The following is a 23,941-nucleotide window of genomic DNA, read 5'->3' on the forward strand; positions in this document are numbered from 1 at the left end:
TGCTCTCGGCCTTGAGCACCGGGCAGCCCTCGTAGAACGACGAGAACGTCTGGGCGAGGTCGAAGAGGTAGCCGCACAGCCGGTGCGGCTCGAGGGTGTCCCCGACCTGCGTGACGACGGAGCCGAACTCGAGCAGGGCGAGGGCAAGGGCCCGCTCCTCCGGCTCACGCACGACGATCCCCCGAGGCAGGCCCTCGGCGGGTGTGACGTCGAGCGCCGCCGACCGGAAGATCGAGCGGATCCGGGCTGCTGCGTACTGCAGGTAGGGCCCGGTGTTGCCGGTGAGGGCGAGCATCCGGTCGAGGTCGAAGACGTACTCGCTGTCGTGCGCGACGGACAGGTCGGCATACTTCACCGCACCGATCCCGATCTGCGGGGCGATCGCCGCGCGGACGGACTCGTCGAGGTCCGGTCTGGCCGCGTCGATGACCCGCCGGGCGTTGGAGACGGCGTCGTCGAGCAGCGCCATGAGCCGCGGCGGCGCGCCCGACCGGGTCTTGAGGATCTTGCGGTCTTCACCCAAGACGTTGCCGACCTGCACGTGGACGGCCCGCACGTCGTCGGTCAGCCAGCCGGCCTTGCGCGCCGCATCCCAGACCATGTTGAGGTGAAGGGCCTGGGTGGCGCCGACGACGTAGAGCGCCCGGTCCGCGTGCAGCTTCTCGGTCCGGTAGCGGATCGTCGCGAGGTCCGAGGTGCCGTAGCCGTAGCCGCCGTCCGACTTGCGGATGATGAGCGGCACCGGCTTGCCCTCCCGCCCGGTGTAGCCGTCGAGGAAGACGCACAGGGCTCCCTCGCTCATCGTCGCGATGCCCCGGGACTCGAGCTCGTGGCAGATGCCGGCCAGCTCGTCGTTGTACATCGACTCGCCGGCGAGGTCCTCGTCGGTGAGGGTCACGCCCAGGACCCCGTAGATCCGGTTGAAGTAGTGCCTCGAGAGGTCGACGAGCTCGGCCCAGAGGCGCAGCGTCTCGACGTCGCCGCTCTGGAGGGAGACGACCCGGGCCCTGGCCCGCACCGCAAAGGACTCGTCGCCGTCGAACTTCGCCCGGGCGCCCTGGTAGAACGCGTTGGGGTCCGTCTCGAGGACCGTGGCGGCGGCGGAACCCTCGCCGACGTCGAGGAGGTGCTCGATCAGCATCCCGAACGGCGTCCCCCAGTCGCCGATGTGGTTCTGCCGGATGACGTGGTGCCCGAGGTGCTCCAGCGTCCGGGCCAGGGAGTCACCGACGACCGTCGTGCGAAGGTGCCCGACGTGCATCTCCTTCGCGACGTTGGGCGAGGAGTAGTCGATGGGGATGTCCTCCCGGTCCTGGACGGGCACCCCGAGCCGCGCGTCCCCGGCCACGCGCTGCACCTCGCCCGCCACCCAGGCATCGGTCAGCCGCAGGTTGATGAACCCCGGGCCGCTGACCTCGGGTGGCTCACAGATCCCGTCGAGCCCGAGGTGCTGCACGATCTGGTCGGCGACGTCCCGCGGCGGCATACCGAGCCTCTTCGCCAGGGCGAGTGCCGCGTTGGCCTGCAGGTCGGCGTCGTGGCCCCCGACCGCTCGGCCCGGGGCGGCACGGCTCGGACGCAGCACCGGGTCGGCGTCGCGGTAGTCCTCGCCGAAGGCGGCGGCGATGGCGGCGGTGACCCTGGGGGCGAGCACGTCGGCGGGGGAAGACATGGCCCAAGGCTATGGGCAGTCTGACCGTTCGGATGATGCGCCCTCACCACCGCGGATCGCACACTGGCGCCATGAGTGACGAGTGGGAGGTCCCGGCTCCGGTGCCCGCTGCGAGCGACCGCTTCCCGGTCGGCGCGGCGGCGGGCTGGCGGACCGACCCGTTCGACGCATCACTCATGCGCCGGTGGGACGGACGCCACTGGAGCGAAGAGGTCCGGCCGCCCGACCAGGTGCCCGACTCGCGCGCCGGGGTGCGCGCTGCTCGTGCCGCGACCCGGTCCGGAGGTCACGCCGGCCTGCGGGTGGTCGCCTTCCTCGCCCAGACCGCCCTGGTGACCTACGTCCTCGTCCGCGCGGGCGGCCTCCTCTGGGGGCTGCACGCCTGGACCAAGGTCGAGGTCTGGGCCCTGCAGCCCGACTCCCTCATCGCGAGCGAGGCCGAGGACTTCGTCCGCACGTCCCTCACCGTGACGGGTGTCGCGCTGCTCGCGTCGGCCCTCAGCGGCCTCTTCTTCTTCGTCTGGCAGTGGGTCGCCTACACCGACCCGGCGCTCGACCGGACGTTGCTGCGCCACTCCACCCCGGCGGCCCTGCTCGGCTGGGTCATCCCCGTGGTGGGCCTGTGGTGGCCGGCCCAGGCGATCAACGACCTGTGGCACGCCTCGGACCCCGACCGGGAGCCGGACGACCCCTCTCGCCACCTCCCCCCAGCCGTCACCTTGTGGTGGCTCTGCGCCCTCGGTGGGCCGGTTGCGGCGCTGGGTCTCTACGGAGCCTCGCGGGTCGTCGCAGCCTCCCCTGCGGGGGCCCTGCGCTGGTCGGTCCTGTCCGGTCTGGCCGGCGGGTTCTCCGGACTCGTCGGCGCGGTCGCCCTGATGGTGATCGTGGCCCGGATCACGAACCACCTCCGCGGCCGGGTGCCGGGGTCGGCGTCCGACGCGGCAACCGACCACCCCGCCGCCCTCGCGGCCCACTGATCACACGGCATACCTCACGAGGCGGGGGAGGTATGCCGTGTGTCAGGTCCCCGCCGCCAACCCGAGGTCCGCCACGGACTTCTCGCGCATCTCGACCTTGCGCACCTTGCCCGTGACGGTCATCGGGAACTCGTCGACGATCGTGACGTACCGCGGGATCTTGTAGTGCGCCAGCTTGCCGGACGCGAAGGCCCGCAGGGACTCGGCGGTGACCGGCTCGGCGCCGTCCTTCATCCGCACCCAGGCGCAGAGCTCCTCGCCGTACCGCTCGTCGGGGACGCCGATCACCTGGGCGTCGAGGATGTCGGGGTGGGTGTAGAGGAACTCTTCGATCTCGCGGGGGTAGACGTTCTCGCCGCCGCGGATGACCATGTCCTTGATCCGGCCGGTGATCTGGACGTAGCCGTCGTCGTCCATCACGGCGATGTCCCCCGTGTGCATCCAGCCGTCCTGCAGCGCCTCGTCGGTCTTCTCCTGCTGGGCCCAGTAGCCGAGCATCACCGAGTAGCCCTTGGTGACGAACTCCCCCGCCGTGCCCCGGGGCACCGTCTCGTCAGTGGTCGGGTCGACGACCTTGATCTCGAGCTGCGGCCCGACCCGCCCGACGGTCCCGACCATCCGCTCGAAGGAGTCGTCGGTGCGGGTCTGGGTCGACACCGGCGATGTCTCCGTCATGCCGTAACAGATCGTCATCTGCTCGATGCCCGCGGCGATGAGCTTCTTCATCAGCTCCGCCGGGCAGGGTGAGCCGGCCATGATCCCCGTGCGCACGGCCGACAGGTCGTAGTCGGCAAAGTTCGGCAGGGCCCACTCGGCGATGAACATCGTCGGGACCCCGTAGAGCGAGGTCGCTTTCTCGTCCTGGGTCGCCTGGAGCGTTGCGGCGGGGTCGAACCCGGGCGCCGGGATGATCATCGCGGCGCCGTGGGTGGTGCAGGCGAGGTTGCCCATGACCATGCCGAAGCAGTGGTAGAACGGGACCGGGATGCACACCCGGTCCTGCTCCGTGTAGCGGCAGAGCTCGCCGACGAAGAACCCGTTGTTCAGGATGTTGCGGTGACTCAGTGTCGCGCCCTTGGGGAATCCCGTTGTGCCAGAGGTGTACTGGATGTTGATCGCGTCGTTGTTGTCGAGACCCGCCTGGATCTGCGCGAGCTGCTCGGGGGAGACGCCTGCGCCGCCCGCGACGAGCGCGTCCCAGCTGGGCGTCCCGATGAGGACGACCTGATCGAGCCCCGTGACGGTGCCCCGGACCTGCTCGATCATCGCCGCGTAGTCGCTCGTCCGGAACGACGGGGCCGCGATGATCATCCTGATGCCCGCCTGGCCCAGGACGAACTCGAGCTCGTGGGTGCGGTAGGACGGGTTGATGTTGACCAGGATCGCGCCCATCTTCGCGGTGGCGTACTGCACCAGGACCCACTCGGCGCAGTTCGGCGCCCAGATGCCCACGCGGTCGCCCTTGCCGATCCCCGCCGCCACGAGCCCCCGTGCCAGCTGCGCCACGTCCCGGGCCAGCTCCGCATAGGTCCACCGTCGGCCCTGGTGGACGTCGACCAGTGCCTCGCGGTCGGCAAACCTCGCGACGGTCGCGTCGAAGTCGTCCCCGATCGTCGTCTCGAGCAGTGGGACGTCGGTCTCACCGCTGGTGTGCGACAGGGCTGGTGCGGACATCGACGGCCTCCAGGGCGTACGGCGAACGGGCGAGTCCCCGCAGTCCACTACCAAACGAGGGGGCAGGGCAAGAGCCGACCTGCACGACGACCTGCGGAGAAGCTTGGTCTCACGTCACGAAGTGGTCACGATCAGGTGTGCCCGGGGTGACATAAGCCCCATCGGGTCCAAGACTCGCGGACAGTGCGCTCCTGATCGGGAGCCGTCGCGGAAGGAAATTCACCGGTGAGCCATCACTCAGCGCAGGCCAGGGCACCACGAGCCAGACCAGGACGGACCAGACGGGCGATGACGGCGGCCGCGGTGGCGGGACTCGCCGTCGGCGTGCTCGTCACGGGGACCCCAGCCGCCAACGCTGCGGGCGGCGACACCACCAACCCGGTGCCAGTGGACAGCAGCGGTCCCGCAGCGGGCAGCGCCGGCCCGGCCAAGGCGAGCGACTCGGGCGACAAGCTGGGCACCCACGACCAGGAGCTCCTGGCCAGCGCGAAGGCGAACAAGGAGCCCAGGGTCACCCTCCTGATCGCCGCCGACAAGGGCAGCACGGACACCGTCGCGACCCAGGTCAAGGCGCTCGGTGGCACCGTGGCCAAGCGGGTGGACGCCGTCGGCTACATCAAGGCCGTCGTTCCCACCGACTCCGTCACGAAGGCTGCCAGGATCCCCGGGATCGCCGCGCTCGACCTCAACGAGTCGGTCCCGCTCGACGACCCCCGCCCGGACGGCGCAGCCACTCCCGGCGGGCGGGCCACCGCGCTGGCCCCCGCTCCCGGTGCCACCACGCCGGCCAGCAACCCCTACCTGCCGACGAACGAGACCGGATCGGTCGCGTTCAAGGCGCAGCACCCCGAGTGGGACGGTCGCGGCACGACGATCGGCATCCTCGACTCCGGCGTCGACCTCGACAACCCGGCCCTGCAGACGACCTCGACGGGCCAGCGCAAGATCGTCGACTGGGTCACGGCCACCGACCCCGTGTTCGACGGCGACCGCACCTGGCGCCCCATGACCACGAGCGTGACGGGCCCGGCCTTCACGATCAGCGGACGCCCCTACACGGGCCCCACAGGCACGTTCATGGTGAGCCGGTTCTCCGAGTCGATCACCGCTGCCTCCCAGTTCGGCGGCGACGTCAACCGCGACGGGGACAAGAGCGACACCTTCGGCGTCCTCTACGACCCCGCGACCAAGGACATCCGGGTCGACTCCGACGACGACGGCAACTTCACCAACAACCCGGTGATGCGGCCCTACAACGAGAAAGACGATGTCGGTCACTTCGGCGTCGACAAGCCGGAGACGGCCGTGCGCGAGCAGGTCCCCTTCGTCGTCGAGTACCGCACCGGTGTTGACGCGACAGCCATCGGCCTGCCCGCCTCGACCGACTATGTCAACATCGGCATCATCGAGGACGAGCACGGCTCCCACGTGGCGGGCATCGCGGCCGCCAACGACATGTTCGACAACGCGGCCTATGACGGTCAGGCGCCAGGGGCGAAGATCGTCTCCTCCCGGGCGTGCACCTGGGGGGGCGGCTGCACGGCGGCCGCACTGACGGACGGGATGATCGACCTCGTCGTCAACCGCCGCGTCGACGTCGTCAACATGTCGATCGGTGGCCTGCCGGCCCTCAACGACGCCAACAACGCCCGGGCCAGGCTCTATGACCGACTGATCAACGACTTCGGTGTGCAGCTGTTCATCTCGGCCGGCAACTCCGGCTCGGGCGTCAACACCATCGGCGACCCGTCGGTCGCCACGGACGTCGTCTCGGTCGCGGCCAGCATCAGCAAGGAGACCTGGCTCGCCAACTACGGCTCCGTCGTCCAGGACAAGCTCGACGTCATGCCCTTCAGCTCACGAGGGCCGCGCGAGGACGGCGGGTTCAAGCCCAACATCACCGCTCCCGGCGCCGCGATCTCGACGATCCAGCTCTGGCTCCCCGGAATGCCGGTCAAGGAGGCGGGCTACGACCTGCCTCCCGGCACCGCGATGCTCCAGGGCACCTCGATGGCGTCGCCGCAGGCCGCCGGCGCCGCCGCGCTGCTCCTCTCCGCGGCTCGGGCCAATGACCTCGGCGTGACTCCCGCGCAGCTGCGGCAGTCGATCTACTCGTCGGCGGCATTCGAGAAGGACATTCCCGCCCATGCGCAGGGCAACGGGTTCTTCGACGTCCCCGGCGCCTGGAGGCTGCTCAAGGACAACCCGGAGACCCGCACGTTCACCTCGAGCGCCCCGGTCTGCACCCCGCTCGCCGGATTCCTCGCGACACCTGGCCGGGGTGAGGGCATCTACAACCGCTGCGCCTCCACCGACGGTGGCCAGAAGCCGGGTCAGAGCAGGACCTATGCGGTCACGCTGACCCGGACCAGCGGCCCGGTCCAGGCGATCCCCCACAAGATCACCTGGGTCGGGGACAAGGACGCCTTCCGGTCCGACGAGAAGGTGTCATTGCCCCTCAACCGGCCGGTGACCGTCAGGGTAGACGTCAAGGGCGCCGCCGGGGCCCACAGTGCGATCATGCAGGTTGACGACCCCGGGACCAGGGGGGTCGACCACGCCCTGCTCAACACCGTCATCGTGTCGAACGACCTGGTGACGCCGGGCTTCGGCCACGCCGCGGGTGGCACCAACGAGCGCAACCACACGCAGTCCTTCTTCGTCACCGTCCCCCCGGGCGCGGCGGCCCTGCAGGTCAACCTCGGGGGCATCGCGACCGGCTCCCAGACCCGCTTCATCGCGATCAACCCCTACGGCCTCCCCGCCGACCCGACCTCGACGACGGGCTGCTACCTCAACTACGTCAACCCGGCAAACACCTGCAAGCCGGACGAGCGCTCTTACGAAAACCCCCTCCCCGGGGTGTGGGAGATCGAGGTCGAGGCCCGGCGCACGTCGCCCTCGCTGAACAACCCCTTCCAGATCCGGACCGCCGTCCAGGGCGTCACCGTCTCGCCGAAGACGGTCACCCTGCCGAGCGTCAGAGCCGGGGTCGCGACCCCTGTGTCGTGGACCCTGAAGAACACCTTCGCTCCCGTGACGGTCAGTGGCCAGGGCGGCCCGCTAGGGAGCGCGGTGGTGCAGCGACCGACCATCGCTGACAAGGTCTCGCAGACCCGCACCGTCGACGTCCCGGCCGGGGCCTCACGCTTCGACGCGGCGATCAACAACCCCAGTGACCCCGGGGCCGACCTCGACCTCTTCGTCGTGAAGGACGGCGTCCTGGTCGGCCAGTCCGCCGACGGTGACTCTGACGAGTCGGTGTCGTTGAAGAATCCGGTGGCCGGGACCTACACGGTCGTCGTCGACGGCTACGCGGTGCCCTCGGGATCGACGCAGTTCGACTACCGGGACGTCTTCTACTCCGCCGCCCTCGGCTCGTTGACGGCTCCTGCCGCCAGCCTGACGCTGGCCAACGGAGCGAGCGCCACGCTCACCGGTGCGGTCACGGCCCTGTCGTCGCCCGCTGCCGGCCGGCAGCTGTTCGGGGACCTGACCGTCGTCACCGACCAGGGCGCGGTCGTCGGTCGCGGCTCGGTCCTGATCGGGGCGGTCAGCTGAGCGACCCGTCCCCCGATGAGCCCGCCCCCGATCCTCGGGGCGGGCTCATCCGCGTCGGCCACGCCCGGCATAGAGGCCTGCCCCCGCGGGGCCCACGGGAACGGTCGGTCGTTGTCTGGTGTCCTAGGGGTATGACCCCACCCGCCCTGCGCCGAGCCATCGGCATCAGCCTGATCCTCCTGGTGCCATCGGCGTGTGGAACAGCGTCGGTCAGCCCGTCGCCGCCACCCTCGCAGACCGAGTCGGCCACGGCTCAGACCCTGCCGACCGCCCCGGCACCGACCGTCCCGCAAGCCCCGTCGAGCTCGCGAGCGGTGCCACCTCCGACCGCACCGGGTCCCTTCCCCACCGGGCCGGTCCCACCGACCTCACCGACCCCGCCGAGTCAGGGCTCACCGACCAAGGGCACGACCACCGTCACCGGGATCCCGGAGCCCGGTGTCGAGGCGAGCTGCCTGATCCTGGGCGGCTACCAGCTCACCGGGGGCGACCACACGCTGCTGACGTCCGGGCAGTCGGTGACCGTGACTGGGCACCCGGACCCGAGCCTGGCGTCGTTCTGCCAGCAGGGCGTCATCCTCGTCGTCGAGTCGGTGCGACTCAGCGGCTGACCCGTCCTTGGTTCATCCCGGCGGCGCCGACCCCGGCGAGGAGAGCGTGACGACCAGGTCGGCACGCCTCCGCGTCCGCAGCACGCGGTCGGCGTTGGCCTGGTCCGGCCCCAGGGCCCACGACTGCGCCGCGGCACGCGGTTTGCCGAACGCCACGTGACGAGACACCAGGCGGCGCTGGCGTTCGGGGTCGTCGAGGTCGACGAACCAGACCTCGTCGAGCCGTTCCCGGACGCGGGCCCACGGATCCGCATCGAGGAGCAGGTAGTTGCCCTCGGTGACGACGAGCCGATGGGAGGGCTCGACGGCGATCGCTGCCGCGATCGGCTGCTCGAGATCGCGCTCGAAGCCGGGAGCGAAGACGGTGTGCCCGTCGTCGGCGAGGATCCTCTCGAGTGCCGCGAGATAGCCGTGAGCGTCGAAGGTCTCCGGCGCCCCCTTGCGGCTGCGCAGGCCCAGCGCGTCGAGCTGGACGTCGGCGAGGTGGAAACCATCCATCGGGAGGTGGACGACGGACTCCCCGCCGCTCCCGGCCTGCGGGTCCGGCTGCAGGGCGGCGACCAGGGCCCGGGCCAGGGTCGTCTTGCCGGCTCCGGGTGCGCCCGCGATGCCCAGGATCGCCCGGCGGCCGTCCTGGACCAGGGAGGCCGCGCGGGTGACCAGGGAGGCGAGGGTGACGGGGTCGACGGGGTCGACCTGGGCGACGGGGGTGGACGGCATACGGGCCATTCTGTCGGCGTCGGCGTCGGCGTCGGTGCCGGTCAGCGGTCGGTGACCCGAGTTGACAGGGAATACCTGATGGACCAAGATGATTGAAAGTTCAACAAGCCACCCACCACCAAAGGATCGTCATGGGCCTCTTCTCCCGTAGGACCGACACCAACACCGCCGACGCCGGCGCTGTCGCCGTGCTCGACCACACCGACTTCGACGCCGCCACGAAGGCCGTCGGCGACACGACCGGTGACTACGTCATCGACCCGACCCACTCGCGGATTGGCTTCTCGGCCCGCCACGCGATGGTCACCACCGTCCGTGGCCAGTTCGACCAGTTCGAGGGCACCGCCCACATCGACGCCGCCAACCCCGCCGCCTCCAGCGTCTCCATCACGATCAAGGCCGCCAGCGTCACCACCGGCCAGGAGCAGCGCGACGGTCACCTCAAGACCCCCGACTTCTTCGACATCGAGAACTACTCCGCCATGACCTTCGTCTCCACCTCGGTCGAGCGCGACGGCGCCGACTGGTCCATCACCGGTGACCTGACGATCAACGCCACGACCCGCCCGGTCACCATCGTGTTCGAGGAGAACGGCTCCGCAAAGGATCCCTACGGCAACCTGCGCGTCGGGTTCGAGGGCGGCACGACGATCAACCGCACCGACTGGGGCCTGAGCTTCAACGCGGCGCTCGAGACCGGTGGCGTCCTCGTGAGCGAGAAGATCAAGCTTGAGTTCGACGTCTCCGCCATCAAGAGCGCCGTCTGACCAGGAGCACCGTCTGACCCGAGCCAGCTGGCCGCGGAGGCGGTCGACCCGGCGGGGCCGTCCTCTCGAGGACGGCCCCGTCGTCGTCGATGGGCCGGCCGGGTCAGCCCTGCTTGTTCTCGAGGGCGACCAGGACGCCAGCAAGGGCAAAGTGCTTGTTGGACCCCAGCTTGCGGACCGTGTCGATCCCGAACTTCTCCTTCAGCACCGCGTCGTGCGCCTCGGTCAGCCCGGCCAGGGCTGACGGGGGTGCGTCGAGGATCTCCTTGACACTCTTGTTCTCATAGGCCTTGTCGAGCCCCTTGGAGAGATCAGCCTGAACTGCCATTCGAGCCTCCGATGTTGGCCCCGCCGGTCGCCGGGCACCGACCCATCGTGGTGCGGGTCGAGGTGGCAGGCAAGGACTCGCGGCTGACGATCTGCTCCGAGTCACGTGATCGGGCGTCGTCGACCCCCGGTCCGTCCTCGAAGGCGCCTCAGTCGGCGTCGGTGCGCCGACCCGCGAGCCTGCGGGACCACAGGGTGCCGGCCAGCATGAGCAGCAGCAGGGCCGCGCCGGCGAGCGCCACCCGGGAGGGGCTTTGCAGTCCGTAGGCCCCGACGGCGACGTACGCGAGCGTGCCGGGGAGGATCCCGATTCCGGTTCCCACGGCATACGCGCGCCAACGCACCCCACAGAGGCCCGCGACGTAGTTGACCACCGTGAACGGGGCCACCGGCACCAACCTGATCGCGACGATCGAGGCCACCCCGTGGTGGGCCAGCAGGGCCTCGACCCTGGCCCGGTGGCGCCCGGTGAGCCGGTCCAGCGCTCGGCCGTCGACGGCCCGGGCGATGAGGAACGAGACCAGCGCACCGACCATCGCCGCCACCCAGACCAGGGCCAGGCCCGCGCCGAGCCCGAACAGGGCGCCCGCGAGAGCGGACAGGACGTTCTTGGGCACCGGAAAGAGCGTCAGCCCGGCATAGCCGACCATGAAGACCACCGGAGCCATCGGTCCCGCCGCGCGGGTCGCGTCGCGCAGCCGGCTCGCGTCGAGCAGACCGAGATGCCACAAGGCGAGCGAGCCCACGAGCACCGCCACAGCCAGTGCGACCATCCGCAGCCACGGGGCAGGTCGGCGGCGGGGGCTCACAGGCGACGACGATGTCACACCTCGGGGGTGACCCTGGCTGCCCGACCCGTGCAGGGCGGGGGCAGGATGACCACCATGGCCACGTCGGGCAGTCCCCGCACACCACCGCCGGTCTCCCCGAGGGCGCCAGCGCTGCGCGGGCCCGTGATGATGAACCAGGACTGGCGTGACCTGACCTTCATCCACTGGGCCGTCGAACCCCGGCGGCTGCAGCGGTTCATGCCGCCCGGCGTGCGCCCGGACACCTTCGAGGGCCGGAGCCATGTCGGGCTGATCCCGTTCCGGATGGTCGACGCCGGGTTCCAGCGGGGGCCGGGGGTGCCGTGGGCGGGCACGTTCCTGGAGACCAACGTCCGGCTCTACTCCGTCGACGAGACCGGTCGGCGCGGGATCGTCTTCCTCAGCCTCGACACCGACCGCTCGCTCGTCGTGGCAGGCGCACGGCTGGCCTTCGGGCTGCCCTACCGGTGGGCCCGGATGCGGCACCATGCCACCAGCGACGGGGTCCACCGCTACGAGTCGCGGCTGCGTGGGCCGGGACGCCCGGCCGCCACCCGGATCACCGTCGGGGTGGGCCGGGCGCGGGAGGCCACCGGACTGGACGAGTTCCTCACTGCGCGATGGGGACTGCACGTCCGACACCTCGGCCGCACGCTCTACGTGCCCAACGCCCACCCCGCCTGGCCCCTGCGAGACGCGGAGCTGCTGGATCTCGACGACGGCCTGGTGCGCTCGGTCGGGCTGGGCGACCTCGCGACGAGGGCTCCGGACCACGTGGCGTTCAGTGCGGGCGTGCACACCGAGTTCGGGCTGCCCCGGACGTCGTGACGCCGACGACGACGCCACGGCCGACCCGCCGACGTGGGTGGCGTTGGTGGCGTTGGTGGCGTTGGTGGCGAGACGACTGGTGCTGGCGAGGACCGAGCCCGTGGCACCATGTCCACGTGGAGCTGCAGTCGGTCGGTGACGTCGCTGCCCGTCTGGGCGTGGCTCCGTCGACGGTCCGGATGTGGGGCCAGCGCTACGGTCTCGACGCGTCGGCCCGATCCGCTGGTGGTCATCGCCGGTTCACGCCGGAGGACGTGTCCCTGCTTGACCGGTTCCATCGTGCCGTGATTGCCGGCGACACTCCGATGGACGCCGCCCGCGCTCTCACCGGCCGCCAGCCCTCCCCGAGTCGAGGGAGCGGGGGCCCCGGCGGCGCCGTGCTGGCCGTCCCAGGTGCCGGTCGCCAGGCCCGAGGACTGGCTCGCGCAGCCTCGAGACTGGACGAGATGGCCGTGGAGGACGCGGTCCTCGAGGCCCTGCGCGTCGACGGGACCGTCACGGTGTGGGACGACGTGGTCCGCCCGCTCCTGGTGGCGGCCGGCGATCACTGGCAGCACACCGGACTGGGGATCGAGATCGAGCACCTGCTGACGCAGGCGATCAGCACCGCCTTCGTGCGCCACGTCGGTGAGCTGCCGGAAGTTGCACGAGACCGACCAGTGCTGTTGGCGGGTGGACCGCACGAGGAACACATTCTCGCCTTGCACGCTGTCCGGGCGGGCCTGACCGAGCAGCAGGTGCCGTCCCGCCTGCTGGGTCCGCGCACTCCCTTGACGGCCTTGGCTGCAGCCACGCACCGCACCCGGGCACCAGCAGTGCTGATCTGGATGAGCCTGAAAGACGAGGCAGCAGAGACGGATCTAGGACTGGTCACGTCCTCTCACCGCCGCCTGCACCTCTTCCTCGGCGGCTCAGGATGGGAAGGCGTGACCAGTCCTCACGCCACGACCGCCGTGAGTCTCGCCGATGCGATCGACAGGCTCGGATCCGCGTGGCAAGCACGGCCAGCGGGCAGACTCTCTGCGGGGTGATTCAACAAAATTTACACAAGTTCTGGTCTTGGGGCCCATCTGGGCATACCATGACGGAAGATCCGCCGGTGTGGCGGGCAGCCACCAGGCGGCCAGCTGGCCGCGTTCTCCGGGAGTGCTCATGAACCCCGCCGTCTCAGGCATTGACATCTCGTCGCTGACCGCGAGCCAGTTCGCCACGGTCTACAACCTCTTTTCGCTGGTCATCGCCTCCATGGTCTTCACGGCGCTGTACCTGCTCCTGTCCCGGGGCCGGGTCGCGCCCCGGTATCGAAACGCGCTCGTCGTGTCGGCCACCGTGTGTGGGATCGCGGCGTACCACTACTTCCGAATCTTCGACAACCTCAAGGCGAGCTACCCACCGGGCGACACCGTCGGCGCAGCCCACGCCCTCAGCAACGTCGAGTTCAACGAGGCCTACCGATATGTGGACTGGCTGCTGACCGTGCCGCTGCTGCTGGTGGAGACCATCGCGGTCATGGCTCTCGGCAGGGCAGCGTCCCGGTCCCTACTGTGGAAGCTCGTTCCGGCCTCGGCGCTGATGATCCTGCTGGGCTACCCGGGCGAGATCGCCGCGAGCACGGGCGCACGAGCCGTCTGGGGAGGCCTGTCGACCATTCCGTTCCTCTACCTCCTCTACGTGCTGTTCATCGAGCTCTCCCGCTCGCTGGGCCGTCAACCCGAGGAGGTTCGGACCAGCATCAAACGGCTGCGCATCTCGCTGCTGGCGTTGTGGGGCGTCTATCCCATCGCCTATCTCTTTCCCATCATCGGAGGCGACTTCTTCGGCGGGGCCAACGGATTTGTGCTTCGCCAGGCGGGCTACAGCCTCGCGGACATCTTCGCCAAGGCGGCCTACGGCCTCGTGATCTACAAGATCGCGCGCGTCAAGAGCGGTATCGAGGACAGCCAGTACGACGACGACCACGACGACCACGCCAGCGTGGCCCCGACGTCGCGCAAGCAGCGCGATCGCATTCCGTCAGCGGCCTGACCGGCTCCGCTCGTGACCGTGCTCCATCGGGCAGCCACCCCTTCACAGGGGTGGCTGCACCGGCCCGGACCCGTGGCGCTGCGCGATGTGAGCCCCTTGACCTGGATCCCGGTGGCCGCGGCCACGGCACTGCTCGTCCTCACCCTCGCCGCGGAGCCCGCCGCTACCTCACTGGCACTGCCGATCGCGGTCGTCGGCGGGCTCCTCGGGCTACCCCACGGAGCCGTCGACCACCTCCTCCCGCGATGGCTGGAGAGCGGTCGGCGCCCCGGGTCCGCCCCCTCCAGTCGGTTCAGCCGGTCCAGGATCCTTCGGGAGTCGGGCTTCGTCCTGCTATACGTGATCTCGGCCGCCGCGGCGAGCGCCGCCCTCATCCTCGCCCCCACACCGACGCTGACGGCCTTCCTCGTGCTCTCGGCGGCGCACTTCGGCTGGGGCGAGGTCGTCACCGGGGCCGAGCGGGGTGAACGAGCAGCGCACGTGGGGCCCGACTCACTGCTCGTCGCTCTCGCGTTCGGGCTGGTCACGGTGGGTCTCCTGGTGTGGGGGCACCCCGACTCGACCGACCCCTACCTGAGGGCGATGTCACCGGTCGTCGCCGATGCGGTCGCGGCCAGTCGCGGCGTCGGTGTCACGTTGACCATGACGAGCGTCGTCGTCGCCCTGGTGGTCCTTTCGGCGCAACGCCGGACCCTCGATGCGGCGGAGCTGGCCCTGCTCACAGCGGTGTTCGTCGTCTGCCCTCCCCTGGCGGCGTTCGGGGTGTACTTCGGGCTGTGGCACGCCGTGCGCTACAGCGGCCGGCTGCTCGACCTCGTGCGCGCGGACCACGGGCGCAGCGAACGACCCGATACCGGCTGGGGGCCCGCCTGCTCCCACCTCGCCCGCCTGTCGGGCTGGCCCACCGCCGTCGCCCTCGCCGGGATCGTCGCGATCTGGGCGCTGCGTGACGTGGCGAGCCTGCAGGCCGTCGTGTCCGTGCTCCTCGCCGTGACCTTCCCTCATGCGGCCGTCGTGGCCAGGCTCGACCAGCGGCAGGAGCGACGAGACGGATGACCTCCGCTGGGCGGACGTCGTGAGCGCACCCTCGCTATGTTCGTGCACATGACCTCACGACCGCCGCTGCCCCCGTTCGACGCCGAGACCGCCGCCCAGAAGGTCCAGGCAGCCGAAGACGCCTGGAACACCCACGACCCGCACCGGGTCTCGCTCGCCTACACCGAGGACTCGGTCTGGCGCAACCGCGACGAGTCCATCATCGGCCGGGCCCGGATCGTGGACTTCCTCACGACCAAGTGGGAACGCGAGCTCGACTACGTGCTGCGCAAGGGCCTCTGGGCATTCTGGGAAGACCGGATCGCGGTCCGCTTCCAGTACGAATGGCACGACGCGGCCGGGCAGTGGTTTCGCAGCTACGGCAACGAGCTCTGGGAGTTCGACGGTGACGGGCTGATGCGTCGGCGTGAGGCCAGCATCAACGACCGCCCGATCAGCAGCTCCGAGCGCCGTTTCTTCGGACCCCGCACCCCGGAGGAGCACGGACGGGACTTTCCCGTCCACTGACGACCCGGGACTACTTGTCGCGCAGCGCGAACCAGATCGCTCGAGCGGGGACGGCACCCTCGTTGGCCCAGTGGTGCGGCTGGTCCCCGATGAAGTGCAGCGAGTCGCCCGCTGCGAGCTCGAACCTGTTCCCGGCGATGTCGACGACCATGGCGCCCTCCGTGACGTAGACGAGTTCCTCGCCGGGGTGGGTCAGCAGCTTCGCGCCGCTGCTCGCGCCGGGATCGACGGTGGCCACCGCGGCCGCCCCACGGAACTGGGCGTAGGGCCCGGAGATCCCGGCCAGGTGCAGGCCCCGGTGCGGCGTGAAGACCTTGGCGCGATGTCCGGCCGTCGTCATCGTCGCGAGCTCGGGTGGGTCCTCGTCATGGTCGATGAAGTAGCCCACGGGTTGCTCCAGTGCGGCGGCGATCTTGAGCAGCGTGGTGATGGTGGGCACCATGTCGTTGCGCTCGATCTTGTGGATGGCGGCCGCGGAGACGTCGGCCTTGACCGCGAGCTGCTGCAACGAGAGCCTTTGCTGTTGGCGGAGCTGGCGCAGCTTGGGCCCGATCGAGGACACGATCCCGTTGACCTGCTCCCCGGCCCGCACGGTGGCGGCCGGAGACCGACGCGATGGCGACGTCTGTTTTGTTGTGGGCAACCGATTTTCGTCTGTCATTCGCAACCCCTTGACGCGTCGGAAACGCCCAGTATAGTGGACACACTTGCACCGATGGTGGACGAAAGTCCTTTGACACCATACTGGTCCGGTCCAACGGGAGGCGCACGCGTGGCGTTCAAAGTCGTGGTCATCGGTGGGGGAGCAGCCGGGATCGGCGCGGCTGGAGGCGTCAAGGCCGCGGACCCCGCCAACGAGGTCATCGTCTACACCGAGTTCGAGGACGTCGGCTACAGCCCCTGCGGCATCCCCTACGTGCACGGCAAGGAGATCGCGGCGTTCGAGTCGCTCTTCCTTGCCGACAAGGCCGCCTACGTCGCGGCCGGCATCGACGTGCGTTACAACACCCGGGTCACCTCGTTCGACACCTCGCGCAAGGTCGTCCACGTCGAGGGCGAGGGCGAGGTCGGCTATGACCGCCTCGTCGTCGCGACGGGGTTCGACTACGCCGACCCAGGCGTGCCCGGCGGCGACCTCGGGGGGCTCTACTACGTCAAGAACATCCGGCGGGCGATGGAGTGGGACACGGTCCTCGACACCGTCAAGAAGGCGGTCGTCGTCGAGGCCAGCCCGCTGGGTCTCGAGATGGTCACGGCCCTTCCGCACCGGGGCATCGAGACCCACCTGGTCGATCCCCACCCGTGGGCGCTCGGCGAGCTGGCCGACCCGGACATCGTCGCCCCCGTCCAGGAGTCGTGGGGCGAGATGGGCGTGCAGATGCACTTCAACACCAAGCTCGAGGGCTTCCTCGGCGATGACGGCCAGGTCCGCGCGGTGGCGACCTCGGGTGGCGAGATCGAGGCCGACCTCGTCGTGATCAGCACCCACAAGCGTCCCAACAACGCCGTCGCCGTCGCCGCGGGGCTGCACGTCGGCATGACCGGCGGCATCATCGTCGATGAGCGGATGGCCACCTCCGCGCCCGATGTGTTCGCCGCGGGCGACTGCTGCGAGATCCCCCACGGTGTCACGGGGGTGCCGCTGCAGGGCCTCACCGGCTCCCACGCCTACTCCCAGGGCAAGGTCGCGGGAGGAAGCGCAGGCGGTGCGCGCCGCGCCTACCAACAGGTCTATGTGCCGTGGGGCATGGTCGCGGGCAAGTGGATGATCGGTGGCGTCTCCTTCGGGGAGACTGCGGCAAACGCGCTGGGTATGCCGTACGTCCTGGGAGTCGCCAACGGCATCTCCCGCGCGCGCTACTACCCGGACGTCAAGCCGATCAGGGTCAAACTGCTGGCCGAGCCGGGCAGCCTTCGCCTGATCGGTGCGCAGATGGTCGGTGGCGAGGGCATCAAGGAGCGGGCCGACTTCCTGGCCATGGCTGTCCGTGTCGGCATCACCCTGGACGACCTGGCGACGATGGAGAACGTCTACTCGCCGCCGATCGGGGCCCTCAACGAACCGATCTCCGTCGCGGCACAGAATGGCCTCGCCGCAGCAGCCAGGGGATCCTGACATGCCCTTCAGCAGGTGGTTGCGGGTCAACAGCGAGCACTACCTCCTGCGCGACTCGCAGGCCGGGCTGTCCAGGGCCCACGGACTCCCGGCGCCGCCCGCCGAGCCTCGCGGGCCCAGCCAGTTCTTCTGGTCGCGCGTCTTCGTGCCGGTCTATCGGCTGGTGCCCTGGAGCCTGACCAAGCGGGTCATGCACCTGATCCCCGGCAGCCACCGCAAGACGTGGACACCACAACCACGACGGCACGACCCGGCGATCTGAGCATCGTCGGCCATCGACAACACGGTCCCAACCCCCTCTCAAGGAGCAGCAATGCCGAAGACGATCACCACTGAACTGCCCGCGGAGGGCGAGGTCCTCTACAACGTGGAAGAGAAGCTGTTCGAGGACATCAAGGCCAAGGAGGGGGAGAAGGCCTTCGTCTTCATCCACTCGGTGCCCTTCGAGGGCTCGGTCGCGCTGGTCAACCTGCTGACCTCGACGCGCTTGGTGCGCAAGGGCTTCGACGTCAGCATCATCCTCTACGGCCCGGCCGTGCTGCTGGCGTCCGGCACCCGGGGATATCCCTCGGTCGGCAAGGAGGGGTTCCCCGGCAACCTGGCGATCAACAACCAGCTCAAGACCCTGATGAACGAGGGCGCCAAGATCTATGCCTGCCGGTTCGCCATGGGCGCGCTCTACGGCTTCCGTGAGGACGACCTCATCGAGGGCGTCACCGCGTTCAACCCGCTGGACGTCCTCGACTCGGCGCTGACCGCGTGGCGAGCGGGCGCCTTCCAGCTCAACACCTGGACGGTCTAGCACGGCTCACCGGCCTGCAGCCGGGCACGACCCCTGCAGGCCGGTGACCGAGCAGCCCTACCCCAGACAGTCGTGCCATACCAGAGGCGGAGTCCGACATGACCATGATCCACGACCTCGGCGGAGCCCGGGGCTGGGGAGCCGTCCGGCCTCCGGACCCCGACGAGAAGGTGTTCGCGCAGGACTGGGAGAAGCGGGCCTTCGCGCTGGCCCTGTTGTCCATGCGGGTCTCCGGCACCAACCTGGATGCCTTCCGCTACTCGATGAGCCGACTGGACCAGAACGGCTATTTCGGGGACGGCTACTACGGTCGCTGGCTCGACGGCGCCGAGAACCTGCTGCTCGACAGTGCCATCATCGCCCCGGGTGCCATCGACGCCCGCGCCCGCCAGCTCCTCGGCGAGGACGCCGGGGAGCCCGAGACCCCCCAGCCGGCCAAGCCGGACTACGCGCCCACCGCCGCCGGCTCGCTGCGTGCCGTCGACGCCGAGCCGGTCTTCGCCGTGGGGAGCCGTGTCCGGGCCAAGGATGTCGAGCCGGACGGCCACACCCGGCTCACGGCATACGTCCGAGGCCACCAGGGAGTCGTCGAGAGGATCCTGCCGGCCCAGCTCCTGCCGGACACCCACGCGCACTTCCTGGGCGAGAACCCGCAGCACGTCTACGCGGTGCGCTTCTCGGCCGAGGAGCTGTGGGGCCCCGGAGGCGAGACCTTCGACCTCGACATCGACCTGTACGAGAGCTATCTGGAGGCAGTCTCATGAGCCAGTCGCCCACCACCGAACGGCCGCCGGTGGCGCTGCGCACCGAGGCGCTCGAGCAGATCCTGGTCGAGCGGGGGCTGGTGGACCCGGCGGTCATGGACGCCTACATCCGGACATACGAGCAGGACGTCGGTCCGATGAACGGCGCCAAGGTCGTGGCCCGGGCGTGGACCGACCCTGACTACCGGCAACGGCTGCTGGACGACGGCACCGGCGCCATCGCCGAGCTCGGGTTCAAGGGTTCCCAAGGCGAGCACATCGTCGTCCTCGAGAACACCCCGACGGAGCACCACGTCGTGGTCTGCACCCTCTGCTCCTGTTATCCCTGGCCGGTGCTGGGGCTGCCGCCGAACTGGTACAAGGATCCTGCCTACCGGGCCCGCGTCGTCCGCGAGCCTCGCGCGGTGCTGGCCGAGATGGGGCTCTCCCTCGCCGACGACGTCGCGATCCACGTGTCGGACTCCAGCTCCGAGGTGCGCTACATGGTGCTGCCCGAACGCCCCGAGGGCACCGAGGCGTGGTCCGAGGAGCAGCTGGCCGCCGTGGTCACCCGGGACGCCATGGTCGGCGTCGCCACGGTGAGCGCAACGCAGTGACCGCCTCCCTGGTCGAGCAGCTGGGCGCGGAGAGCGCGACCGCCCCGCCACGCAGTAACGGCGAGCTGGTGTTCTCTGCGCCGTGGGAGAGCAGGGCGTTCGGTCTCGCGATCTCGATGGTCGAGTCCGGCCAGTTCGACTGGGACGAGTTCCGGGTGCACCTGTCCGCGCGGATCGCCCTCGGCGAGCAGGAGGCCGCCGCGCACGGGAGCTACTACGAGTGCTGGCTGGACGCCCTCGAAACCCTGAGCGTCGAGCGTGGCGTCATCGACGCGCAGGACGTGGGCGACCGCGCCCGGGTCCTGGCCGAGCGGGCGCCGGGTCACGACCACGGTGACCACGACCATGGCGACCACGACCACTGACCAGCACGAGCACTGACCCGCCCAGGTGCGCTGACCAGCGCGCTCAGGTCCCGAGCCCGGCATACAGCCGCTCGTGCTCCGTGGCCGCCCGCTCCCAGCTGTAGGCCGGGACCAGGGCGCGGCCACCCGCGGCGAGGGTGGACCGCAGGTCGGCATCCCGCATCACCTCGTGCATGCCTGCCGCGAGCGAGTCGGCGTCGCCGACCCGGGTCAGCAGCGCGTTCTCGTGGTCGACGAGGTATTCGCGCAGCACCGGGATGTCGCTCGCGACCACCGGCAGGTCTGCGGTCATGGCTTCGAGCACCGCCAGGCCCCACCCCTCCTTGACCGAGGGGAAGACCAGCGCGTCCGCGCTGCGATAGAGCTCGTGCAGCCGGTCGTCGGTGACCGTGCCGGCCAGGATCACGTCGCGCCCGAGCTGCAGGCCGAGGCCCGGCAGCATCGCGAGGGCGTCCTCGCGGTACTGCGTGTAGTCCTGGAACGAATGCCCGCCGACCACGACCAGTGCTGGCGCGGGGTCGAGCCGTCCGGCCAGCGCGGCCATCGCCTCGAGCAGGACGACGCTGCCCTTGCGCGGCTCGATGCCGCCGACGGCGAGGAACACGAAGCGCTGGTCGACCCCGGCCTCACGCCGCACGGCCCTGCGACGAGCGGCCTCGATCGGCGGGAAGCGCCCCGCATCGACGCCGTTGTGGATGACGGTGGCCTCGACGCCGTAGTCGGCGCCCAACCGGGAGCGCCAGTCCTCGCTGACCACCACCAGCTGGTCCGGCTCGAGGATCGCCTTGCGCTGGCACTCGACCAGGGCTGCGGTCGTGAAGTCGTCCACGTGGTGGACCGTGCGCACGACCCGGACGGCGGCGCCCGCGTCCCGGACCCGGGCAGCCGCCCGGGCCGAGATGCAGTCCTGGGTGTGCAGGATGTCGACGTCCTCGGCGATGGCCGCGAGGCCCTCCTCGAGGGCGTCGATGGAGGCGAAGACCCGTTCGTCGAGGGTGGGCGCGAGGTTGGGTGCGGGCACGAGCGTGAACGGAGCCCGCAACGGCCGGTAGAAGCCCTGGTCAGGGTCGCCGAGCGAGACCACCCGCACCGGCATCTCCTGGCGCACCATGGCTTCGGCCAGCGACAGCGTGTGGACGACCCCGCCGCGGGGCTTGGTCGAGTAGCTGACCAGGGCCACCCGCGGCGGGGTCGCTCGGGAGGTCACGACGTCGGCCCGGCGAGCGCGGGATCACCGCTCGCGATCGCCGCCGCCACCCGGGATGCCTGGGCGGCCGTCTCGGTGACGATGCACCCCGCCCGGACCAGGCGCGCGCGTTGAGCGGTGAATCCCTGCGGGTCCTGCTCGGTGCCGAGGACATAGGCCACGACCTGCGGACCGCCGCCTGCCATGACGGTCTCGCAGTGCGGGGCGAGGATGCCGGCCGGGTCGGGGTTCGCGCCGTGGCCGAGCACCACGTCGAGGATGATCGCGGCGACGAGCGGGTCCGCAGCGTGCTCATGGAGCATCTCGATCCGGGCCTCGGCGTCGATCATGGGGTGCGGCCGCCCCTTGGTGTACTCCTCCTCGCCGAGGTCGAGACACTGGTGGGACCCATCGGGCGCCGGCAGCCCCCACGCCTTGTTGATCGGGGTGTTGGACCGGATCTCCCCGAGCGTTCTCCCCAGGATGACCAGCGCCTCGTAACAGAGGGTCCCGCCGGAGAACAGCCCCCGGACCAGGGTCCGGCCCGGGTCCATCCGGCTGCGCGCCCGGGCGATGGTCGGCCCCTCGGTCGTCGTGGTGTCCGGCCTGGGGTGCCCGAGCCGGTCGAGGGTCGCGAGGACGCCCGACTCGAGGGTGTCGGCCAGGACCACCCCACCCGGCGGCGTGAGGCCCGGGTCCAGCCCGATCAGGGCGGCGACCAGTGGCACCTGCCCCGCGCTCGCCAGCACAGCGGTCGCCACCGACGCCGCCGGCGGTTTGGAGACGAAGAGGATGACGGTGGTGCCGGGGTCGTCGCGCAGGGCCGAGATGGCCGACAGCGCCATCCGGCCCCCGACCTCCTCGGACATGTCGCGGCCACCGAGGCCGATGACGTGGCTGACGCCGACGCCCCACCGATCGAGCAGGCACATGGCTTCCTGGGCCCCGGTCCCGGCCGCTGCCACGATGCCGACCCGGCCCCGCGTCACGACGTTGGCGAAGCCCAGGCAGGCGCCGGCCAGCTCTGCCGTGCCCGCCCCGGGACCCATCACCAGCAGACCCCGGCCACGGGCGTAGTCCTTGAGGGCGATCTCCTTCTCCAGCGGGACGTTGTCGCTGAACAGCAGGACGTGCAGACCCTGCGAGAGGGCCTGGTAGGCGGCCAGCGTGGCGTACTCACCCGGGAGGGAGATCACCGCGACGTTGGAGTCCGGTTGCCGGGTGACGGCCTCGCGCAGGGAGCGCGGGTCGGCCCTGGTCGAGCCCTCGGTCTGCGGGCGGGCCGAGAAGGAAGCCGCCTCGCCGGCGGCGAGCGCGTCGTGGGCGGCGTCCTCCTGCGTGGCCCGCACAACGATGAAGAAGTCGTTGGCGCCGACGCCCTCCAGCTCCGATGCGGCGACGCCCTCTTCGCCGAGGGTCGCGACGTTGGCCGGGGTGCCCATGGCCGCACTCGCCCACTCGACCCCGTCGAGGGCACGCATCGCGCGCATGCCGCTGAGCTGTACCACCGAGTCGACGTAGGTGTCCTTGAAGACCTTGAACGAGATGCTCACGCGGGTGCTCCTTCGCCATCGGCGGCTGGGACGATCCGGGTGCCGACCGTGGCGTCGGTCCCATCGCTGCGCAGCGTCGCTGCCGCGAGCTGCCCGGTCGTCACGACGGCGACCGTGCCGCCGTGCCCGACGAACAGGACCGCGGCCCGCATCTTGGGGCCCATGCTGCCCTCCGGGAACTGCCCCTGCGCGAGGTGGCCTTCCACCTGCGCGACGTCGACCTGGGTGAGCCTGCGCTGGGTGTCCTTCCCGAAGTCCAGCATCACGGCGTCGACGCCCGTGACGAGGACGAGCGCCTCGGCGCCGAGCAGGTGCGCGAGCTCGGCAGCGGCGAAGTCCTTGTCGATGACCGCGTCGACGCCGCCCCAGACCCCGTCGCGCCGGCCCACGGGGATGCCCCCACCGCCGCCCGCCACCACCACGTGTCCGGCCTCGAGCAGCAGCCGGACTGCCTCGATCTCGACGAAGCCGCGCGGGCGGGGTGAGGCGACGACCCGGCGCCAGCCGCGTCCGGCGTCCTCAGCGATGTCCCATCCGCGAGAGCGGGCCAGCCCGGTGGCCTCGCTCTCGGAGAAGAAGGGACCGATCGGCTTCGTGGGTCGCTCGAACGCCGGGTCGTCGAGGTCGACGATGGAGTGGCTCAGCAGGGCCACGATGTGGTGCCGGCCCTGGACGGCGCGATGGAGCGCGATCGCGATCAACGAGCCGAGCTCGCCCTGGGTCATCGCGCCGAGGGTGAACAGGGGCAGCTCGGGGACCTCGTCGCGGCCCCTCTCCTGCTGGATGGCGAGGTTGCCGACCTGCGGGCCGTTGCCGTGCACGATGACGACGCGCCACCCGTCGTCGAGCAGCTCGCGGACCGACTCGGCCATGATCGCGGCGTTGTGGCTCTGCTCCTCGTAGGTCCCCTGCTCCCCTGCCGCGATCAGGGCGTTCCCTCCCAGGGCGACAACGGCAGTCTTGCTCAAGGGGCCTCGGCTCGATCGCGGGACGGCGTCGGCCAGCTGCCTCGTCGTCCAGGTTCG

24 protein-coding genes are annotated in these 23,941 nt (G+C 70.4%); 15 read left to right on the forward strand and 9 right to left on the reverse strand.

The genetic code is table 11. The features are described from left to right. Window positions 1–1,672: arginine--tRNA ligase (gene argS, locus ACLL9L_RS02635; protein WP_411283095.1), on the reverse strand; the 1,672-nt coding region annotated here is incomplete at its 3' end. Window positions 1,673–1,743: 71 nt separating this feature from the next. Between argS and ACLL9L_RS02640 the strand changes: the two genes are divergently transcribed. Continuing rightward, window positions 1,744–2,649 (forward strand): DUF4328 domain-containing protein, encoded by a 906-nt coding sequence (locus tag ACLL9L_RS02640; RefSeq protein ID WP_411283096.1) that lies wholly within the window; start codon window positions 1,744–1,746, stop codon window positions 2,647–2,649. A 42-nt stretch (window positions 2,650–2,691) separates the two neighbouring features. Here the strand turns inward: ACLL9L_RS02640 and ACLL9L_RS02645 are convergent, their stop codons facing one another. Next, window positions 2,692–4,323 carry an AMP-binding protein gene (locus tag ACLL9L_RS02645; RefSeq protein WP_411283097.1) on the reverse strand — a complete coding sequence of 544 codons (1,632 nt, stop codon included), beginning with the start codon at window positions 4,321–4,323 and terminating at the stop codon, window positions 2,692–2,694. Between the two features lie 288 nt (window positions 4,324–4,611). Here ACLL9L_RS02645 and ACLL9L_RS02650 point away from each other — a divergent pair, with 288 nt between their 5' ends. Further along, entirely contained in the window at window positions 4,612–7,884 is a 3,273-nt protein-coding gene (locus tag ACLL9L_RS02650) for a S8 family serine peptidase (protein ID WP_411283098.1), read from the forward strand. Between the two features lie 131 nt (window positions 7,885–8,015). Continuing rightward, window positions 8,016–8,495, forward strand: coding sequence for a hypothetical protein (locus tag ACLL9L_RS02655; RefSeq protein WP_411283099.1), 480 nt, complete (start codon window positions 8,016–8,018; stop codon window positions 8,493–8,495). Between the two features lie 12 nt (window positions 8,496–8,507). On the opposite strand, the gene ACLL9L_RS02660 is transcribed toward ACLL9L_RS02655, so the two are convergent. Continuing rightward, entirely contained in the window at window positions 8,508–9,215 is a 708-nt protein-coding gene (locus tag ACLL9L_RS02660; protein WP_411283100.1) for a nucleoside/nucleotide kinase family protein, read from the reverse strand. A gap of 131 nt (window positions 9,216–9,346) precedes the next feature. Here ACLL9L_RS02660 and ACLL9L_RS02665 point away from each other — a divergent pair, with 131 nt between their 5' ends. After that, complete coding sequence (locus ACLL9L_RS02665) at window positions 9,347–9,982, forward strand: YceI family protein (protein WP_411283101.1); 636 nt, start codon at window positions 9,347–9,349, stop codon at window positions 9,980–9,982. Window positions 9,983–10,085: 103 nt separating this feature from the next. On the opposite strand, the gene ACLL9L_RS02670 is transcribed toward ACLL9L_RS02665, so the two are convergent. Both ACLL9L_RS02670 and ACLL9L_RS02675 read right to left on the reverse strand, forming a co-directional pair. After that, complete coding sequence (locus ACLL9L_RS02670; protein ID WP_411283102.1) at window positions 10,086–10,310, reverse strand: hypothetical protein; 225 nt, start codon at window positions 10,308–10,310, stop codon at window positions 10,086–10,088. Between the two features lie 148 nt (window positions 10,311–10,458). Then, on the reverse strand, window positions 10,459–11,118 hold the full coding sequence (locus ACLL9L_RS02675; protein ID WP_411283103.1) for a TVP38/TMEM64 family protein: 660 nt from the start codon (window positions 11,116–11,118) through the stop codon (window positions 10,459–10,461). A 66-nt stretch (window positions 11,119–11,184) separates the two neighbouring features. Here ACLL9L_RS02675 and ACLL9L_RS02680 point away from each other — a divergent pair, with 66 nt between their 5' ends. The 5 genes from ACLL9L_RS02680 to ACLL9L_RS02700 all read left to right on the forward strand — a co-directional run bounded on the left by ACLL9L_RS02680 (window position 11,185) and on the right by ACLL9L_RS02700 (window position 15,534). Continuing rightward, window positions 11,185–11,946, forward strand: a complete 762-nt coding sequence (locus ACLL9L_RS02680; protein WP_411283104.1) for a YqjF family protein — start codon at window positions 11,185–11,187, stop codon at window positions 11,944–11,946. A gap of 116 nt (window positions 11,947–12,062) precedes the next feature. Continuing rightward, the gene (locus tag ACLL9L_RS02685) at window positions 12,063–12,977 is read left to right on the forward strand and encodes a MerR family transcriptional regulator (RefSeq protein ID WP_411283105.1); all 915 of its coding nucleotides are present in this window, start codon (window positions 12,063–12,065) and stop codon (window positions 12,975–12,977) included. Between the two features lie 121 nt (window positions 12,978–13,098). After that, complete coding sequence (locus ACLL9L_RS02690; RefSeq protein ID WP_411283106.1) at window positions 13,099–13,971, forward strand: bacteriorhodopsin-like; 873 nt, start codon at window positions 13,099–13,101, stop codon at window positions 13,969–13,971. 96 nt (window positions 13,972–14,067) lie between these two features. Continuing rightward, complete coding sequence (locus ACLL9L_RS02695; RefSeq protein WP_411283107.1) at window positions 14,068–15,027, forward strand: Brp/Blh family beta-carotene 15,15'-dioxygenase; 960 nt, start codon at window positions 14,068–14,070, stop codon at window positions 15,025–15,027. Between the two features lie 48 nt (window positions 15,028–15,075). Further along, window positions 15,076–15,534, forward strand: a complete 459-nt coding sequence (locus ACLL9L_RS02700; RefSeq protein ID WP_411283108.1) for a DUF1348 family protein — start codon at window positions 15,076–15,078, stop codon at window positions 15,532–15,534. A gap of 10 nt (window positions 15,535–15,544) precedes the next feature. Here ACLL9L_RS02700 and ACLL9L_RS02705 read toward each other — a convergent pair whose 3' ends face one another. Further along, the gene (locus ACLL9L_RS02705; protein ID WP_411283109.1) at window positions 15,545–16,096 is read right to left on the reverse strand and encodes a cupin domain-containing protein; all 552 of its coding nucleotides are present in this window, start codon (window positions 16,094–16,096) and stop codon (window positions 15,545–15,547) included. A gap of 210 nt (window positions 16,097–16,306) precedes the next feature. Between ACLL9L_RS02705 and ACLL9L_RS02710 the strand changes: the two genes are divergently transcribed. The 6 genes from ACLL9L_RS02710 to ACLL9L_RS02735 all read left to right on the forward strand — a co-directional run bounded on the left by ACLL9L_RS02710 (window position 16,307) and on the right by ACLL9L_RS02735 (window position 20,177). Then, a complete protein-coding gene (locus ACLL9L_RS02710) occupies window positions 16,307–17,650 on the forward strand; it encodes an FAD-dependent oxidoreductase (protein WP_411283110.1) in 1,344 nt (447 codons plus the stop codon). Between the two features lies 1 nt (window position 17,651). Continuing rightward, the gene (locus ACLL9L_RS02715; RefSeq protein ID WP_411283111.1) at window positions 17,652–17,912 is read left to right on the forward strand and encodes a hypothetical protein; all 261 of its coding nucleotides are present in this window, start codon (window positions 17,652–17,654) and stop codon (window positions 17,910–17,912) included. A 51-nt stretch (window positions 17,913–17,963) separates the two neighbouring features. Continuing rightward, window positions 17,964–18,452: an MSMEG_0572/Sll0783 family nitrogen starvation response protein gene (locus ACLL9L_RS02720; protein ID WP_411283112.1), complete on the forward strand. Its 489-nt coding sequence runs from the start codon at window positions 17,964–17,966 to the stop codon at window positions 18,450–18,452. Window positions 18,453–18,550: 98 nt separating this feature from the next. After that, entirely contained in the window at window positions 18,551–19,216 is a 666-nt protein-coding gene (nthB, locus tag ACLL9L_RS02725; RefSeq protein WP_411283113.1) for a nitrile hydratase subunit beta, read from the forward strand. Continuing rightward, window positions 19,213–19,812 (forward strand): nitrile hydratase subunit alpha, encoded by a 600-nt coding sequence (gene nthA / locus ACLL9L_RS02730; protein ID WP_411283114.1) that lies wholly within the window; start codon window positions 19,213–19,215, stop codon window positions 19,810–19,812. Before nthB ends, nthA begins: the two co-directional genes overlap by 4 nt. Next, entirely contained in the window at window positions 19,809–20,177 is a 369-nt protein-coding gene (locus tag ACLL9L_RS02735) for a nitrile hydratase accessory protein (protein ID WP_411283115.1), read from the forward strand. Before nthA ends, ACLL9L_RS02735 begins: the two co-directional genes overlap by 4 nt. Before the next feature lie 43 nt (window positions 20,178–20,220). Here ACLL9L_RS02735 and ACLL9L_RS02740 read toward each other — a convergent pair whose 3' ends face one another. From ACLL9L_RS02740 to ACLL9L_RS02750, 3 genes are read right to left on the reverse strand one after another with little or no spacing between them, the layout of a single operon-like run. After that, on the reverse strand, window positions 20,221–21,384 hold the full coding sequence (locus tag ACLL9L_RS02740) for an MSMEG_0565 family glycosyltransferase (RefSeq protein WP_411283116.1): 1,164 nt from the start codon (window positions 21,382–21,384) through the stop codon (window positions 20,221–20,223). Continuing rightward, window positions 21,381–22,916, reverse strand: a complete 1,536-nt coding sequence (locus ACLL9L_RS02745; protein WP_411283117.1) for a hypothetical protein — start codon at window positions 22,914–22,916, stop codon at window positions 21,381–21,383. Before ACLL9L_RS02745 ends, ACLL9L_RS02740 begins: the two co-directional genes overlap by 4 nt. Then, complete coding sequence (locus tag ACLL9L_RS02750) at window positions 22,913–23,884, reverse strand: carbamate kinase (protein ID WP_411283118.1); 972 nt, start codon at window positions 23,882–23,884, stop codon at window positions 22,913–22,915. The genes ACLL9L_RS02745 and ACLL9L_RS02750 overlap by 4 nt, the downstream gene beginning before the upstream one ends. Window positions 23,885–23,941: the final 57 nt, after the last annotated feature.

Origin of the sequence: Lapillicoccus sp., from assembly GCF_046595215.1 — a bacterium.
GTDB lineage: Bacteria > Actinomycetota > Actinomycetes > Actinomycetales > Dermatophilaceae > Lapillicoccus.

Coding starts and splice junctions, on each gene's coding strand:
- ACLL9L_RS02720 (WP_411283112.1), top strand. CDS start 17,964: ATGCCGAAGACGATCACCACTGAACTGCCCGCGGAGGGCGAGGTCCTC.
- ACLL9L_RS02645 (WP_411283097.1), bottom strand. CDS start 4,323: ATGTCCGCACCAGCCCTGTCGCACACCAGCGGTGAGACCGACGTCCCA.
- ACLL9L_RS02700 (WP_411283108.1), top strand. CDS start 15,076: ATGACCTCACGACCGCCGCTGCCCCCGTTCGACGCCGAGACCGCCGCC.
- ACLL9L_RS02650 (WP_411283098.1), top strand. CDS start 4,612: ATGACGGCGGCCGCGGTGGCGGGACTCGCCGTCGGCGTGCTCGTCACG.
- ACLL9L_RS02670 (WP_411283102.1), bottom strand. CDS start 10,310: ATGGCAGTTCAGGCTGATCTCTCCAAGGGGCTCGACAAGGCCTATGAG.
- ACLL9L_RS02665 (WP_411283101.1), top strand. CDS start 9,347: ATGGGCCTCTTCTCCCGTAGGACCGACACCAACACCGCCGACGCCGGC.
- ACLL9L_RS02640 (WP_411283096.1), top strand. CDS start 1,744: ATGAGTGACGAGTGGGAGGTCCCGGCTCCGGTGCCCGCTGCGAGCGAC.
- ACLL9L_RS02690 (WP_411283106.1), top strand. CDS start 13,099: ATGAACCCCGCCGTCTCAGGCATTGACATCTCGTCGCTGACCGCGAGC.
- nthB (WP_411283113.1), top strand. CDS start 18,551: ATGACCATGATCCACGACCTCGGCGGAGCCCGGGGCTGGGGAGCCGTC.
- ACLL9L_RS02680 (WP_411283104.1), top strand. CDS start 11,185: ATGACCACCATGGCCACGTCGGGCAGTCCCCGCACACCACCGCCGGTC.
- ACLL9L_RS02715 (WP_411283111.1), top strand. CDS start 17,652: ATGCCCTTCAGCAGGTGGTTGCGGGTCAACAGCGAGCACTACCTCCTG.
- ACLL9L_RS02660 (WP_411283100.1), bottom strand. CDS start 9,215: ATGCCGTCCACCCCCGTCGCCCAGGTCGACCCCGTCGACCCCGTCACC.
- nthA (WP_411283114.1), top strand. CDS start 19,213: ATGAGCCAGTCGCCCACCACCGAACGGCCGCCGGTGGCGCTGCGCACC.
- ACLL9L_RS02655 (WP_411283099.1), top strand. CDS start 8,016: ATGACCCCACCCGCCCTGCGCCGAGCCATCGGCATCAGCCTGATCCTC.